We start from the raw sequence: 16,671 nt of genomic DNA on the forward strand, positions 1-16,671 counted from the left end.
TGTTTTAATGGTTGGCCCGAACAGTTAAAAAGGGGACCCCGTTGAAACAGCCGCCTAATGGAACTAGCTGGCTAGTTTACGTTTTCTCTGTCGTTGTGTGTTTATCGGTCGGACCGGTGACTTTGGCTGATGCCAGAGGGCCTGTAGTGGCGCAAACAACCCAGTATATAGAGCTGATAGATGTTCTTATTTTGGAAGATGTGGGAGGTAAGCTTGCAATCGAGGACATTCTCCATGGAGAGCATGTTGCTGAGTTTGAGTCTGCTGCCCTGGATGGTTTAAATCGTGGATTCTCCCCTTCTGTTTTCTGGCTTAACTTTTCCCTGCATACGGAATCAACTGTCAGGCCGGATTCGACTTGGTGGCTGGAGGCAGCCTATCCGCTCCTGGATCAGGTGGATGTGTACTGGCGCCAGCAGGAAGGGACTCTCGGACATAGGGCGCTCGGAGACCATCGTCCGTTTTCCAATAATGGTATTAACCTGCCGCGAATCGCAATGCCGCTCACTCTGTCTCCGTCCCAGATCACGGAAGTATGGATACGTATAGATACAGACAGTTCGGAAAACCTTCAGTTCTTCCTTTTTTCAGATAGCTACTACAAACATCATCTGGTATCCGATGTGGTTTTCCTGGCGGCATTTTATGCTGCCATGCTGATTATGGTGCTATATAACCTGCTGATCTATTTATCCATTCGTGATCCGGCTTATCTTTATTATGTGGTCGCCATCAGTCTCTACTTGCTGGCCCAGGCCAGTCTTGACGGCATTCCCTGGTCACTGGAGTTATTCAGCAATCTCCAGTTCAACAGTTTATTGCTGCCACTGAGTATTTCCATTACCTGGGTGTTCCTGTTCCTGTTCCAGTTCCTGTTTTGCCGGCAGTTTCTACAGACCCGGGAAAGGATGCCTTTGGCAGATCTCTGCATTCGATTTCTGATCATTACCGCGATCTGGTTTGCGATCATGACGCCGATCGCTGATTACGCGACTGCCATTGAGATGAATCTTTATCTGACCGCCGTTTGTGCCGTGTTTCTCTGTGTGGTCGGTATTCTTGTCTGGCGACTGGGACATCGTCCCGCCCGCTATTTTGTGTTCGCCTGGAGTACTTATGTTGTGGGCGTACTGGTGACCATGGCCTATACCTACGGCGCCTTTGATCTGGGAATCTGGGCCGCACATGGTGCGCAACTGGGAAGTGTCGGAAATGTGCTGCTTCTTTCGCTGGCCATGGCAGATCGCATTAATACCCAGAAAAGAGAAATGGAATTCGCCAAGCGTCAGGCCTTGGCGGCCAGGCAGGAGGCGCTCGAGGCCAATCAGCGGTCGCAGGGGAGTTTGCATAAATTCCGTCGCCTGTGGGCTAACGCCAGTGAAGGCATATTTCAGTGCTCGCTGGATGGTCGTTTCCTGTCTGGCAATCCCTCATTGGTCGCCATTCTGGGTTATGAAAGCCAGGAAGACCTGATTGAGTCAGTCGGCAATGTCGGCGAGCAGTGTTATCTCCAACCAGAAGACCGCAAGCAGTTTGAGGTTACCTTGCTGAAACATCGTCGGGTAGTCAATTTTGAATGCCAGCTGGTACGTAAGGACGGGTCGGTTTTCTGGGGGATCAGTTCAGCTCACCTGGTGCTGGATAATGATGGCTCCGAGCCATATTTCGAGGGTACGCTTACTGATATCACAGAGCGGAAAGAGAAAGAAAAAGCTCAGCGGGAGAGAGAGGCTGCGGAGGCTTCGGCGACCGCGAAAAGTGAGTTTCTCGCCAATATGAGTCATGAGATAAGGACTCCCATGAACGCCATTATAGGGTTCTCAGGTCTGGCTCTGAAAACAGGCCTTGATGATAAACAGCGTAACTATCTGACCAAAATCGAGTCATCTTCACGATCATTGCTGGGAATTATTAACGATATTCTCGATTTTTCCAAAATCGAAGCAGGCAAACTGGATCTTGAGAATGTTCGTTTTAATCTGAATGACGTGATCAATGATCTGGTCGACCTGCTATCGCACAAGATGGCCGACAAGGGGCTGGAACTGTCTGTTCTGTTAAACAAGGATACGCCAACCCACTTGCGTGGTGACCCTCTAAGACTAGGGCAGATCCTGGTCAACCTGACAAACAATGCCATCAAGTTCACCTCGGATGGTGAGATCGTCGTTAAAATCAAAGAAATCCAGCAAATGGATGATCGTGTATGCCTGCAGTTTCAGGTTTCTGATACAGGGATTGGAATCAGCAAAGAACAGATCGCCAGATTGTTCTCGCCCTTTACCCAGGCTGACGGCTCGACAACACGCAAATTTGGTGGGACCGGGCTTGGGTTGAGCATCAGTAAACAACTGGTGGAAATGATGAATGGCGAGATCTGGGTGGAAAGTGAAGAGGAGCACGGCAGTATCTTTACTTTTACAGCCTGGTTTGATTTGTACTCCTCGGATACTGCCGGGATTTATGAAGTACGGGATCTTCAGGGTATACGGATTTTGCTGTTGGATGACAAGGATATCGGTCGGGAAGTGACGGTGGAGATTTTATCTTCTTTCGGCTGCCAGACCAGTGTTCTGTTACCAGACTATAACTTGCGCAGTACGTTGGATTCTCTGGTCAAGGGGCCGGATTTCGATGTGGTTATCGTTGATCGTCAACTGGCAGCGATGCGTAGCATCGATGCAGCCCTGATGGTAAAAGCTTTACCTTATCTGGAGGACGTGCCGGTCATTATCATGGCCCTCAGCAATGAAGAGCACCTGATCGAAGAAGCGGAAGCCCATGGGTTCACCACACTTATCAAGCCGGTGACACCAAGCATTATGCTGCATACGCTACAGAAGTTGTTTGGACATGTAACCAGTGGAGGGTGTGCAACTGCTGACGAGGCGGATACCCCAGACACTGACAAACTGGCCCGGATACAGGTTTTACTGGTGGAAGATACTCCGTTCAATCAGGAGATTGCTCTGGAATACCTGAATCAGGTGGGGGCCATTGTCAGCATTGCTGACAATGGTGAAGAAGCGTTGAAAGCACTGCAGGATGAATCCCAACGATTTGATGCCGTGCTGATGGATGTCCAGATGCCGGTGATGGACGGATTCGAGGCCACACGTCGCATTCGATCACAGCTAGGGATGGAAGACCTGCCAATTATTGCCATGACAGCGAATGCCATGAAAGGGGATCGGCAAAAGTGCCTGAACGCTGGAATGAATGATTATATCAGCAAACCCATTGCGCAGGCTGCCCTATATGCCACTCTGGTTGAATGGACAGCACCAACTGATTCCTCTCTGGATGCGTTGGGTCTGGGTAGTTGTTCCACCAACCTGAGTAGCGGTCTCACAGCGGAAAGTTTTGAGGCGAATCCAGATGCAATGCTGAATTCGGAAATCTCCGCAAGTGCGGATGAGGAAAGCGAGGTTCTGAGTACGCAAAAGGAGGTTGCGAAATCGTTAGAACAGTTGCCGCCAGTGAACTTTGAGGTTGCGCGTCAGCATTTCCCTGATCAGCGAATGTTAGCGCAGATTCAGCATCGCTTTTGTGTGGATTTCTCTCCGGTAATAGACGAAATACTAGCGGCCTATGATCAAGGTGATCTGGAGTTGGCTCACCGTAAGAGTCATAGCCTGAAAGGCGCCGCGGCCTCGTTGGGAGCTATTGTCCTGGCGGAGAAAGCTGAAGAACTGGAGATGGCTTTCGAAAGCGGCAAGGCGATTCCCACGCAGTTGGAAAGAATGTTCTATCAGGCGGATCTTGCCCTGCAGGATGTAATAAAAGTCCTTGCCAGTGAGCAGACGGCCAAGGCATGAACTGGAGCAGACATTCAATGGGATCGTGCATAGCGAGACAGAATGAATCGGGACAGAAATGTAAGAACGGGAGGATAGAGGCATGAATGCAATAAACCCCAGCCATCAGGTCGTCAGTGCAGATAATCCGGTTCACGACAGGCAGGGTCAGGATGACGATAAGCCAATGCGAAGCCGTGATCATGTCAATGAAGAACAAGATATCAACGTATTGTTGGGGAGTTATGCGGACATTCTTTTCGTGCTCATGCCGTTTACTGTGATTGGCCTGTTTAAAGCCTGGCAACAGGGCATACAGGGATTTCTTCTGGGTTACGATCTGTCTGTCGCTGCAGCAGTGCTGGCGGGGCTGGCGCTGGTGAAGTTTATTCTTGGTCTTATTTCCGATGCAAGAATGTCCAAGTATCGTGAGCGGTTGGTGTTCCTCGTTGCCGGGACTGTTTTTATGGTTTTGGTCCCCAGCTTGATGTTGAGTATTTTGGTGATGTTGAGTGAAGAGACTCCTCGCTTTGTCATGTTCGTGCAGCCAGTCTTGTTGATCGCTGGCATCAGGGCCTACTCCGGGGCGGTGACTTCCACTAACCATTTGTTGCGATATCCGTTACCCTGATAGACTTCATACCCTTCTAAGACAAGAAGAATATGCGCAAGGACGCTGGTAGTTATTGTTCATTTGATTGTTATCTATCATGAATTTCACCTATTGGTGATACGGGTCTACACTAATGTAGGAACTGCAAAGGGATTCTAGGGATAATGGCACCACCTATTCAGAAAATCGTTTATGTGGAAGATGAACCTGATATTCAGGCTATTGCTCAGATGGCGCTGGAATCTATCGGTGGGTTCAAAGTGATTTTATGCAGCTCAGGAAAAGAAGCGCTGGATATTATTCCGGCCGAAAAGCCTGATTTGATATTGATGGATGTCATGATGCCTGAGATGGACGGGCCCTCTACATTGGCTGCACTACGCCAGAATCCGATTTGTCAGGACATACCTGTAGCTTTTATGACGGCTAAAGTGCAGAAGTCTGAGATCGATGAATTCGTTCAGCTCGGCGCTATTGGAGTGATCCCTAAACCATTTGATCCCATGACGTTATCTGATGAGGTTCGCGGACTCTGGGCCAAGGCTCATGGTAATTAGCCCGTTGAGTTCCAACCGGGAAGGAGAGTCTCGGTATAGTATCATACATGGAGATAGGTATCCGGAGGGGGTTGCCATCGACATGATCATGGTAGTTTGTGGATGAGGCTTTTTGCTGCCAATGCAGGAGGGCACTGGAATGGATGAAGTAGTTAAAGAGAAACTATCCTCTATACGGGCTCAGTACCAGGCCCAGTTGGAGCAAAAGGCGGAGCTGCTTGAGCAGTTATGGTTGCAGTCCAAGGCTCCTGTATCTTCATCCGACAAGGGGCCAGCCCTGACTGATCTCTTGCATCTCCTGCACCGGCTGGCTGGCTCCGGCAGAACCTTTGGGTTTCCCGAGATATCCAATCTTGCCAAAGAGCTCGACCGGTCCATCCGGGAAATGGACGTCGGTGATTTTCAAAGTGATCCTAAGATCCTTTATCCACTCAAGCAGCAATTGCTCAAATCCCTTATTCAACCGGTCGTCAATGACAGTGATGCCAAGGTCGATCATCCAGGCAAAGCGGAACACCACCTGGTCTATATCGTGGAAGACGATCCTTCCATGGCAGGCTGGTTTCGCGAGGCCTTGCATACCCAGGGTTATGAAGTCGAATTATATAGCTCTTTACCTGATCTGAAAAAGGCGGTCCTGACCGTTGCTCCCAGACTGATTATCATGGACGTGTCGCTACCCCAGGGTGACAATGCTGAGATCCGGGTTTGCCAGGATATGCAGCTTTTCAACGATGCCAGAATTCCTATTGTGGTGATATCCCACTACTCCGGTTTTAAGACTCGTCTTGTCGCGGTCAGGGCAGGAGTCAGAGCTTATCTGAATAAACCTCTCAATCAGACCACGTTGATTTCCTGTCTGCATGAGATTGTCGAGGAGCAGCCGTCCGATCCCTACCGTATATTACTGGTGGATGACGACGGGGACCTGATCAACATTTATCGCCTGAATCTGGAAGAAGCGGGAGTTAAGGTTTATGGCCTGTCCGCGCCGCAACATACGCTGGAAGTGTTGGAGTCTTTTCGTCCCGAATTAGTGGTGCTGGACCTGCACATGCCTGTGTGCAATGGTCTGGAATTGGGGCAGGTCATCCGTCAGCAGGTTCGGTATGCCAATATCCCCATCGTCTTCCTGTCTGCTGACAGCAGCGAAGATATCCAACTGGAAGCGATACGACTGGCCGGTGACGATTACATCAGCAAACCCATCGAACCCTGGCGCCTGCGCACCAATCTTCTGGCCAGGTTAAAACGTGCGAGAATGGTGAATCAGTACGTTAACGAGTTGGTAAAAGAAATTTCGTTCAAGGAGCAGCATGACGCTCTGACGGAGTTACCCAACAAGATTCAGTTGGAAAACCGGCTGAAGCTGGCAATGAGAAATGTGCGGGAAGGTGTCCGCAAGCACCTGGCGCTGTTTCTGGTGGATATCGATAACTTCCAGCAGGTAAATGATGCCTATGGTCACGAGCTTGGGGATCAATTACTCGTGGATATGGCAAAACGTCTGGAGTCGTCACTGCCGCATAGTTGTATCGTCAGTCGTCCCGGAGGTGATGAATTCGCCATTCTGTTCAAGTCCATGACTGGTCCTCATCAGGTGGTGCATTACGCAGAGCGGATGCTGGAATTATGCGATTTACCCTTTGTTGTTGGGGCTGATGAGGTCAAGCTGAGTTTCAGTATTGGTATTGCTCCCTATTCAGCCAGCATGCGGGCAATAGACTGCAAAACCCTATTTAAACAGGCGGATACAGCTCTGTTCAGAGCCAAAGGGTCAGGGAAAAATGATTACGTGATATTTGAGTCGCGTATGGAATCGGAATTGGTGGCCAGAGTCACTATGGCCAGCGATTTGAGAAAGGCTCTGCAGAATGATGAGTTTCACCTGGTGTTCCAGCCCCAAATGAATCTGATGTCGAATGAAATCGTTGGCGCCGAGGTTTTATTGCGTTGGGAGCATCCCCGTCGAGGGCTGATCTCGCCGACGGAGTTCATTCCTGTAGCGGAAAGTCATGGCCTGATTGAGCGCCTGGGGGAGTATGTGTTGCGCTCAGCGATTCGCTATCTGGCCGGTTGTATTGAGCGATATGGTCATGCAGTGTCGCTTGCCGTCAATGTGTCCCCCCGACAGTTTGCCTCGCCGGAATTTGTCGAGCAGATCGCTGAACTGTTGAAAGAATATGATGTTGACGGACAGCTGCTGGAGCTGGAAATTACGGAGAGTGCCTTGGCGCAAGATATCGATACAGCCGTGAACAAACTCAATCGATTGCGAAAGTTTGGTGTGCGAATGGCTGTTGATGACTTTGGTACAGGCTTTTCTAATATGGCGTCATTGAAACGCTATCCCGTGGATATGATCAAGATTGACCGATCGTTTATTCGTGATCTGCCTGAGGATGAAGATGACTTGGCCATTGTGACCGCCATCATCGAAATGGGGCATGCACTGGGTCTCAAACTCCTGGCAGAAGGGGTTGAAAACGAGGAGCAAATGGCCGTGATGAAGGAGCTTCGCTGTGACTTTGTGCAGGGGTTCTATATTTCCAGGCCCATGCCGGCAGATGTATTTGAAATCCGCCTGATAGAGAACCAGCAGAGCGGTACTGATCTGTTGCGCTGAGGTGGCGTTATCGGTGTCCTCCCCATATACTGCCTGAAAGCAGCCTACTCTTTTTTTGATCCAACCGGTTTTTTGATCCATCCGGTGACTGAGGATATATGCTTCAATACAAAATCGTTCCCGTAACTCAATTTCAGCAGAACTGCAGTGTTATCTGGTGTGATAAGACCCGTCAGGCTGCCGTTGTGGACCCTGGCGGAGATATCCCCAAAATCGAGTCAGTTCTGACCGACAATGACCTGACACTGGAAAAGATTCTGTTGACTCATGCCCACATAGATCATGCCGGGGCGACTGCCAATCTTTCGGACCAGTTTGAACTGCCGGTAGAAGGGCCGGAATGGGAAGATAAATTCTGGATTGATGCATTGCCCCAGCAGAGCGCAATGTTCGGATTTCCACAGGCTCGCACCTTTACGCCGGACCGTTGGCTGAAAGATGGCGATATAGTGACCGTTGGCGAGGAAACTCTGCAGGTCTTTCATTGCCCGGGGCACACACCCGGCCATGTGGTGTTCTATCACCCGGAGACTAAACTGGCGCTGGTTGGAGATGTTCTGTTTAACGGATCTATCGGCCGTACGGATTTCCCCAGGGGTGATTATGACACTCTCGTCCATTCCATTCGGAGCAAACTCTGGCCGTTAGGGGATGACGTATCATTTGTACCCGGCCACGGACCTATGTCCACCTTTGGGCAGGAGCGGCGTAGCAATCCATTTGTGAAAGACCTGTAAGTCTGTTCAAATCAATTCGGGGTCTGACTCTGCGAGTCTGACCCCTGTTTCCTGATGTGGGGTTCTGAGCCTATCTCAACATATTAAACGAATAAGCCGCCCGCTTTCTCTCACACATGCCCTCCAGGGCTTTACCGCAACGCAGTAACAGATGTTCATGCCAGGCTTTGCCCATCAACTGCAGACCGATAGGCAGGCCTTTGTCATCGTAGTCAACCGGCACGGTCAATGCTGGAAGTCCTGTCAGATTGGCAGGAAAAGCAAAGCGCATGAGTTCCGTCAGCACCTGGATATTGCTTTCCGCACTATCTTCGGATTCCTGTTGAACCAATGTTGCGGTTATGGCCGTGGAGGGGGATACGATGATATCCACTTCCTGCAGGACCCGGTTGAATTCGTTGATGGCCAGAGTTCGTACTCGTTGAGCCTTGACATAGTCGGTACTGGAAAAAATTTTTGCCAAGGCCAGATTCAGCCTGGTATTCAGGGCAAAGTCCTTGCTGTTTCTCCGGTACTCCGTGTCCACCGCGGCCAGCATTTCTGAGCTGATGGTCAATGCATGGGCGATACGTTGGAGGTCGAGGTCTTCGATGGTGATGTTTTTGATTGTCGCTCCCAGTGACTTGAGTTTTTCTATGGCAAGCTGGCACTTCTGCACCACCTCTCTGGAGGCGTGTGAAAACCAGGAGGAATAAATTCCAATAGTCAGGCCGCTCAGGTCCTTGTTGCGGTATTCACTGAGGTGGGGTAATGGCTGCTCAATGCTGAAAGAATCCAGTGGATCTGCTCCGGCCATGAGTGCATAAGCCATAGCCACATCATCGACCGTCTGACCAATCGGGCCGATGTGGGCAACCGACCAACATAGCGGGAACGCGCCGTGTTCACTGATCCGCCCCCAAGTAGGTTTCAGCCCGGCAAGTCCGCAGAGTGCGGCAGGTATCCTGATGGACCCTCCACCGTCAGCTCCAACCGCCACAGGGCATAAACCGGCCGCAACCGAGGCCGCGCTACCACTGGATGACCCCCCGGGATAGTGGTGCAGGTTATGGGGGTTTCGGCAATGACCATGATGGCTGTTGGCTCCCGTGACCCCAATGCCGATTTCCTGCATGTTGGCCTTCCCAATGATAACCGCACCGGCGGCACGCAGTCGGGCAACAACTGTGGCATCATGCTCAGCAGAGTTGGTGTTTCCGTAAACCTTGGTGCCGACTGTGGTTGCGTAGGGCACTGCGTCTATCTCATCTTTCACGACCACAGGGACACCGTCGAAAAGACTCAGCGGTTGTCCGTCAGCCAGCCTTTGCGCACTCTCACCGGCCTGTCGCCGAATATCCTGATCGAATGTGGTGATAATGGCTCTCAGTGGTGGCTGTTCGCGATCACTTTCGATGATCGCAGCAATGACTTTGTCTGCAATCTCTTGCGGACCGATATGACCACTGCGGTAGGCTTTGGCGTAATCCATGACACTGGGCAGAGGCGATTCTGTCGCCGGGAAGTCCGGTTCTGCGAAAATTTCGAGGGTGCCCTTGGCTCTTTCCGCTGCTATCTGACGCCCGGAAGCGTGTTTGGGCAGATAAGTAGGAGGTGTGTCCAGTGGCGTGCTACGGATTTTGGCTGCGCCGGTTTCACGCATCAGCGCTGGTGAGAGTAAGGTGCGTGAGTAGTTGTTTTCCATCAACGCGACGATGGACTTTAGTGGAGCTCCCGCCAAACGCGGTACTTTCAGGGATTTCAAGTCGTAGGGCATAGATGACATCCGCGACGGTATTATGAGTTATTGTTATCGATTTAGTGTAGTTCACCGGGCCGGTTTGGGGGATCTACAACAAACAGGGTGGTAATTTTAGAGTGCTCTGGAGGATTTCTAAAGCCCGATGTCACCAAAATTTTGAAACAGAATGAAACACTTAACTTATTGTCATCGCTTCATTTAAGGCCACTATAACAGTTATCTTGAACTATACTCTAAAAAGAAACTTTATCTCTTGTTGTTAAGGATCATGTTATGCCCCAGGGCCTGCGTTGTGTCTTCATCATGGTTTCTTTCGCTGCTTTACTGGCAGCCTGCGGAGGCGGTGGAGGCGGCGGTGGAGGAAGCAGTACCTCGACAGTCGATGAAGGGCCTTATGATGTCAGCGGCCGGATTACGATTCCTGAATTTGTCTATGTGGACGGTGATACCTCGGATACCAGCGGTTCCAGTATTACACCAGTGAATAACTCGTCTACCAGTGCTCAGCGGGTTCCAAATCCCTCTATTCTGGCTGGCTATGTCAGCAATAATTCGGGAGTCTACAGCTCTGGCTTTTCCTACTTCGTTGACACCACGGATGTCTATCTGACGACCCTGATTACCGGGCAGAAAGTGACCCTTGAGGCCTACGATGCGGCAACTGGGTTCTCGACGAATATCACCGCGTCCCTGTATCGCAAGACTGCCCCCACAGTTGCCGTGGACTCCGATACGATCACCGACGGCGAGTCGCTGACGTTCACTGCCCCGGATTCCGGTGAATTCTATATTGAGATTATCAATGCCAGCGGCCCTTCCACCTATCTGCTGAATGTTGCCAGTGGAACGGATATAGCTGCCTTAACCGACTCCAGCGTGAATGCGGACTTCGTTCCTGGAGAGGCGATCATTCGGTATGCACCGGGTCTTTCCGCCAGCAGTGTGGCGAATGAGCCTCTACCGGGTTATTTCACGCAGAGAATGAATGATGCCGGTACCCATGGGGTGTTCAGATTCAATGAAGAATCTTCCGACGGGGTGAGGCGCCTGACCGGTTTAAGTCGGGCGGAGCAAAAATCCAAAACGCTGGATATGATTGAATCTCTTCGCTCCCGGCCGGATATCCTGTTGGCTGAGCCAAATTACATCCGGAAAGCCTATGAAGTCACACCGGGCGATTCGGAATACGACCGTCAATGGCATTACCCGCAGATCAATCTTCCCACCGCCTGGGAGGAAAGCACGGGGAACGGCACTGTTGTGGCGGTTCTGGATACCGGTGTACTGGTGAATCATCCGGACCTGACCAATCAATTATTGCGAAATGGTGCGTCGGTCGTGGGGTATGATTTTGTCAGCTCCACATCGTTGTCCAATGATGGGGACGGGATAGACTCGAACCCGAATGATCCTGGTGACAGTACCATCGGCGAGAGCAGTTTTCACGGTACCCACGTAGCCGGAACGATTGCTGCTCAAACCAATGGCTTTGGTGGCGTTGGGGTGGCTTTTGATGCCCGCATCATGCCGATTCGTGTGCTGGGGCTTGGTGGCAGTGGCACGGATGCGGACTTGATTCAGGGAATCCGCTACGCAGCCAGACTTTCCAATAGCTCAGGAACCTTACCTACTCAGAGAGCTGATGTGATCAATCTAAGCCTGGGGGGACCGGGGTTTTCTGCCTCACTCGGTGAAGCGGTAGCTGACGCTATCAGTGCCGGTGTGATTGTGGTGGCGGCGGCCGGAAACGAGAATACCAGCGATTTATCCTACCCTGCGTCCTATTCCGGGGTGATATCCGTATCTGCCACTGGGCGCAGTAATCAGAAGGCTTATTACTCCAATTTTGGATCTACTGTTGATGTGGCGGCGCCCGGCGGGGACATGTCATCCAGCTCCAGTAACGGCATATTTTCAACCTGGGGGAATGACAGTAGCGGCACTGTTCAGCTGACCTACGCCTACCTGCAGGGCACTTCCATGGCAACTCCCCATGTGGCGGGGGTCATGGCGTTGATGAAAGAAGTTCGCAATACCGACTCAGAGTCATTCAATTCCAGTGATGCCAATACGTTGCTGCAGAGTGGCGCTATGACGGTGGATCTGGGTGAAGCGGGCAGAGACGATATTTTCGGGTACGGTTTGATTGATGCCGCCAAAGCGATTCAGGCCGCTGGTGCCACGATCTATCCGACACTCAGTGCTGACGCCAGTAGTCTGACCTTCACCAATAGTGGCACTGAGACAGTGACGTTGACCATTCCCAGCGGCGTGACGCTGGATAGTTTCAGCGTCAATTCAGATGGTCCCACCGCCTGGTTGAGTATTTTGGAGAGCGGCCCGATGGATGGCACCACCTATGATGTAACGGTGGATGACACGGGGCTGGATCTCGGTGTCAGCTATCCCGGTGAAGTCTTGTTTGAGTACACCTCTACCAAGTCTGGCTCGCCAGCAAAGAACAATACATTGTCTATCCCCGTGACCCTGGTGCTGGTAGACCCAAGCAGCTCACCCGATGCTGGACGTCATTACATTCTGCTCGTGGATGATGCCTCTGTGGCTGCCGATCAGGGAACCCCCGACACTGATGTTTATCAGGCCGTTGCAGACGCTGTGGACGGCGAATACACCTTTACAGTGACGGATGTGCCAGCAGGTATCTATATGCTGGTGGCAGGAAGCGACAACGATGACGATGGACTGATCTGTGATGAAGGTGAAGCCTGTGGATTCTATCCGATCACAGGTCGACCTGAGACCGTGGAAATCACTGCGGATCGCAGTGGGCTGGTATTTTCCACCGGATACAGCGAAGCTGTGTCCAGCAGCTCTACAGAAAACCAGGGCTCAGGTGGCGGGTATCGCAGACTGCAGGACTGATTGACAGCGATTAATTACCCGGTTTGTCGCGCCAAACCGGGACTTTTCCTCTCGGGTTTCGCATTCAGCCATTGAAACCCTTGGCTACCCTAGGTACATTTTGCCAATTTGCAGGCTCTGATAATGCTGTCAGCAGCCTCGCGGTTATGTAAGTTTGCAGGAGTATTCACTTGTCCGATAACTATAATGCTGATTCTATTGAAGTTTTAAATGGCCTTGATCCTGTACGTCGGCGGCCCGGAATGTACACCGATACCACCCGGCCCAATCACCTGGCGCAGGAAGTCATCGATAACAGTGTGGATGAAGCGTTGGCCGGCCATGCCCGGCAAATGGATGTGGTCTTGCATAAGGACGGCTCTCTCTCGGTGACTGATGATGGTCGTGGTATGCCTGTGGATGTTCATAAAGAAGAGGGGATGCCCGGAGTTGAACTGATTCTGACCAAACTGCATGCCGGTGGTAAGTTCTCCAACAAGAACTACCAATTCTCCGGTGGTCTCCACGGGGTCGGTGTATCTGTAGTGAACGCGCTGTCTTTGAACCTGGAAGTCACCATCCGTCGTGATGCCAAGGTTCACCGAATCACTTTCGCCAATGGTGACAAAACCAATGATCTGGAAGTGGTGGATACCTGCGGCAAGCGCAATACCGGTACCACGGTTAAGTTCCTGCCCGATCCCAAGTATTTCGATTCCCCCAAATTCTCTTTGTCCCGACTGCGTCATATTCTTCGGGCCAAAGCGGTGCTCTGTTCTGGCCTGAAAGTCACTTTCCGGGACGAAAATACCGGTGACAAAGACGAGTGGTATTACGAAGACGGGTTAAGAGATTATCTGCGTGGCACTACCCAGACACTGGTCACTCTGCCTGAAGAGCCCTTTATCGGCCAGATGGCAGGCAATACCGAAGCCGTTGACTGGGCTGTCCAGTGGTTGCCGGAAGGGGGAGAGATGATCACTGAAAGTTATGTGAACCTGATTCCCACCGCGCAGGGAGGAACCCACGTTAATGGTCTGAGGACCGGCCTGTTGGAGGCGCTCAGGGAGTTCTGTGAATTCCGTAACCTGACGCCACGGGGAGTTAAACTGACCCCTGAGGATGTGTGGGATAAGTGCTGTTACGTCCTGTCAGTCAAGATGCAGGAGCCCCAGTTCTCCGGTCAGACCAAAGAGCGCCTTTCCTCACGGGAATGCGCCACCTTCGTTTCCGGCGTTGTGAAAGATTCATTCAGCCTGTGGCTGAACCAGCATACTGCCGACGCGGAGCTGCTGGCAGAACTGGCAATCAGCAATGCCCAGAGGCGCTTGCGAGCAGCCAAGAAAGTCGAACGTAAAAAGGTCACACAGGGCCCTGCTTTGCCCGGTAAATTGGCTGATTGTAGCGGTACCGACCCTATGCAGAGCGAACTGTTCCTGGTGGAAGGGGATTCGGCAGGCGGTTCCGCCAAACAGGCGCGGGACCGAGAGTATCAGGCCATCATGCCTTTACGCGGTAAAATCCTGAACACCTGGGAAGTGGATTCCGAGCAAATCCTGGCCTCTCAGGAAGTGCACGATATTGCCGTCGCCCTGGGGGTTGATCCTGGCTCCACCAATCTGGGCAGCCTGCGTTATGGCAAGATCTGTATCCTTGCCGATGCGGACTCTGATGGTCTTCACATCGCCACCCTATTGTGTGCTCTGTTCACCAGACACTTCCGTCCACTGGTTGACGCCGGTCATGTCTTCGTCGCCATGCCACCTTTGTACCGGATCGATATTGGTAAAGACGTTTACTATGCCCTCGACGACTACGAGAAGCAGGGCATCCTCGACCGCATTGCCGCCGAAAAGAAAAAGGGCAAACCCAACGTCCAACGCTTCAAAGGCCTGGGCGAAATGAACCCCATGCAACTCCGCGAAACCACCATGGCCCGCGATACCCGCCGCCTGGTGCAACTCACCATCGAAGATGACGACGGCAGCACCAACGAGATGCTCGACATGATGCTGGCCAAGAAACGGGCAGGGGACCGTAAGAGCTGGTTGGAATCGAAGGGGAATCTGGCGGAGATTGCGGTTTAATCGCTGCTCAGTACGTATTTATAGAACACTCCGGGTCTGACTCTGCGAGTCTGACCCGTTGGTTTGCATAAACTTTAGCTCAGAGTGGCGGTGTCAGAGTCCTAGAGTCAGACATCGGTAGAAAATAATAGATCGGTCCCCTTTCTAATAATTTCCCACAAACTTGAAGGAAAATTACATGCTATTAGTTAAAAACAAAAGTAGCTTTTTAAACTCAGGGCTAATATTGCTGCCCTTCATTGTAGTTGCCTTCATGAGCGGCTGTGCAGGATATTCCAATCTGAAGAGTGCAGCCTCCGGCCCGCATGCTACTGTAATTAATACTTCAAGGTGGTCGTTCCCGCAAAAGCGACGGTATTGGAATTAAGAGCCGCTCGTATCTACCCTTCCGAATTTCGAGCACTTCTCTCGCCTTTGGTCGACTCCGAAACGCCGGAAATCTTGGAGGAAAGCTTGTCATTTGTACCGAAAAATGGTGCTTCTTATGTCGTTAAAGGTTTTTTAAATAACAACTTTTCATCAGTCTGGCTAGAGGATGAGCAAGGCAAAATTGTCTCAGATATTTTACACATCAAGCGAGAAGAATTTACCGAAGATGTAATTGAAAAAGTTCATCTTAAGGTAAACGGCAGTAGAGTTGCCTTATTTGCCGGTATTAATAGAGAGGAAACCTCTGACTTTGTAATTAAAAAGCTAGGAGAGCCTGACGAGGTATTAGAGGTCCAGCTCAGTGAGCGAGAATATCCTAAACTCATTCAATATCATCGTTATCATGATCTACCTTGGCCGACTCAAACTGTATACCAATACAATGATCTTGGTAGTGTCTATTTTTGGAAAAGCGACGAAGGGCACTTGACGGTGGCTAACGTTAAACGCTGAAAACTATACTATCTCAAGAGATAAAGGGTTCTTATGACTCTGAGGGTAAGAAATTGATGGTGAGCTGTTATATGGACGGGAATTGATTCCAGCTGTAAGTCCGAGTCTGACCCGTTGTTTCGGCATGAACCTGAGTTTACAAAGGAGGTGTCAGACTCGCAGAGTCAGACACCTTGTCTTCACAGATATTCTTTGCACTTATCTGTAGAAGTTCAGATCAGATCTGAACCATTCCATTTCATATTTTCAATGTCGCCAAATGTAAATTGCTTTTAAACGGTAAAGCTCTCAGGCCATCATTGGACCCCACTTTAAACCGATGATTAATTTTGTCTTCAGACTGGACCGAGCTGGCTCCACCGTTCTTCAGGGCTTCATGCAGGTCCTGTTTTGGGATTTTATGGTTCTTAATATTGCTAAGTATCCAAAAGTTTAAAACTCCGTTTACACCAAGCATTTTAGCTGCTCCTGTCACAGCTTCGCACACGCCTGAATACAGCTTCTTATTAGCCCTTATTAGCGCTTGAGCCGTAAGCGTCCGGTAACCCCATCTTGAGCGCGCTACCAACTGACTGGATAGTGTCCACTTATTTTTTAGTGGACACTTGTTATGATTGTCATAAGCGCACCTCGCTCCTCCAGAAAACGTCGCCAATATTCCGCAGAATTTAAAGCTAAGATTATTGCTGCCTGCCAACAGCCGGGGGTCTCTGTTTCTGCCATCGCTCTGGATAACGGGCTCAATGCCAATCTGGTTCGACGCTGGATC

At 50.9% G+C, this 16,671-nt stretch carries 10 protein-coding genes; 9 read left to right on the forward strand and 1 reads right to left on the reverse strand.

Annotated elements, in window-relative coordinates; translation table 11 throughout:
- Nucleotides 1–41 precede the first annotated feature (41 nt).
- From F566_RS35305 to F566_RS0107225, 5 genes are all read left to right on the forward strand, one after another.
- On the forward strand, nt 42–3,818 hold the full coding sequence (locus F566_RS35305; protein WP_169334436.1) for a 7TM diverse intracellular signaling domain-containing protein: 3,777 nt from the start codon (nt 42–44) through the stop codon (nt 3,816–3,818).
- Between the two features lie 82 nt (nt 3,819–3,900).
- Entirely contained in the window at nt 3,901–4,428 is a 528-nt protein-coding gene (locus F566_RS32200; RefSeq protein ID WP_020406318.1) for a hypothetical protein, read from the forward strand.
- A 146-nt stretch (nt 4,429–4,574) separates the two neighbouring features.
- The gene (locus F566_RS0107215) at nt 4,575–4,967 is read left to right on the forward strand and encodes a response regulator (protein WP_020406319.1); all 393 of its coding nucleotides are present in this window, start codon (nt 4,575–4,577) and stop codon (nt 4,965–4,967) included.
- A gap of 139 nt (nt 4,968–5,106) precedes the next feature.
- Nucleotides 5,107–7,593, forward strand: a complete 2,487-nt coding sequence (locus F566_RS0107220) for an EAL domain-containing protein (RefSeq protein ID WP_020406320.1) — start codon at nt 5,107–5,109, stop codon at nt 7,591–7,593.
- 98 nt (nt 7,594–7,691) lie between these two features.
- Nucleotides 7,692–8,330 (forward strand): MBL fold metallo-hydrolase, encoded by a 639-nt coding sequence (locus F566_RS0107225; RefSeq protein ID WP_020406321.1) that lies wholly within the window; start codon nt 7,692–7,694, stop codon nt 8,328–8,330.
- Nucleotides 8,331–8,400: 70 nt separating this feature from the next.
- Here the strand turns inward: F566_RS0107225 and F566_RS0107230 are convergent, their stop codons facing one another.
- A complete protein-coding gene (locus F566_RS0107230) occupies nt 8,401–10,086 on the reverse strand; it encodes an amidase (protein WP_020406322.1) in 1,686 nt (561 codons plus the stop codon).
- A gap of 258 nt (nt 10,087–10,344) precedes the next feature.
- Here F566_RS0107230 and F566_RS32205 point away from each other — a divergent pair, with 258 nt between their 5' ends.
- The 4 genes from F566_RS32205 to F566_RS38165 form a co-directional block, all read left to right on the forward strand.
- Complete coding sequence (locus F566_RS32205) at nt 10,345–12,954, forward strand: S8 family peptidase (RefSeq protein ID WP_020406323.1); 2,610 nt, start codon at nt 10,345–10,347, stop codon at nt 12,952–12,954.
- A 170-nt stretch (nt 12,955–13,124) separates the two neighbouring features.
- Nucleotides 13,125–15,020: a DNA topoisomerase IV subunit B gene (parE, locus tag F566_RS0107240; RefSeq protein ID WP_020406324.1), complete on the forward strand. Its 1,896-nt coding sequence runs from the start codon at nt 13,125–13,127 to the stop codon at nt 15,018–15,020.
- Nucleotides 15,021–15,377: 357 nt separating this feature from the next.
- Nucleotides 15,378–15,902 carry a hypothetical protein gene (locus F566_RS0107245; protein ID WP_020406325.1) on the forward strand — a complete coding sequence of 175 codons (525 nt, stop codon included), beginning with the start codon at nt 15,378–15,380 and terminating at the stop codon, nt 15,900–15,902.
- Nucleotides 15,903–16,512: 610 nt separating this feature from the next.
- Nucleotides 16,513–16,671: transposase (locus F566_RS38165; RefSeq protein ID WP_020406327.1), on the forward strand; the 159-nt coding region annotated here is incomplete at its 3' end.

The organism is Hahella ganghwensis DSM 17046 (assembly GCF_000376785.1).
In the GTDB taxonomy this organism is placed as follows: domain Bacteria; phylum Pseudomonadota; class Gammaproteobacteria; order Pseudomonadales; family Oleiphilaceae; genus Hahella; species Hahella ganghwensis.

Coding starts and splice junctions, on each gene's coding strand:
- F566_RS32200 (WP_020406318.1), top strand. CDS start 3,901: ATGAATGCAATAAACCCCAGCCATCAGGTCGTCAGTGCAGATAATCCG.
- F566_RS0107215 (WP_020406319.1), top strand. CDS start 4,575: ATGGCACCACCTATTCAGAAAATCGTTTATGTGGAAGATGAACCTGAT.
- F566_RS0107220 (WP_020406320.1), top strand. CDS start 5,107: ATGGATGAAGTAGTTAAAGAGAAACTATCCTCTATACGGGCTCAGTAC.
- F566_RS0107225 (WP_020406321.1), top strand. CDS start 7,692: ATGCTTCAATACAAAATCGTTCCCGTAACTCAATTTCAGCAGAACTGC.
- F566_RS0107230 (WP_020406322.1), bottom strand. CDS start 10,086: ATGCCCTACGACTTGAAATCCCTGAAAGTACCGCGTTTGGCGGGAGCT.
- F566_RS32205 (WP_020406323.1), top strand. CDS start 10,345: ATGCCCCAGGGCCTGCGTTGTGTCTTCATCATGGTTTCTTTCGCTGCT.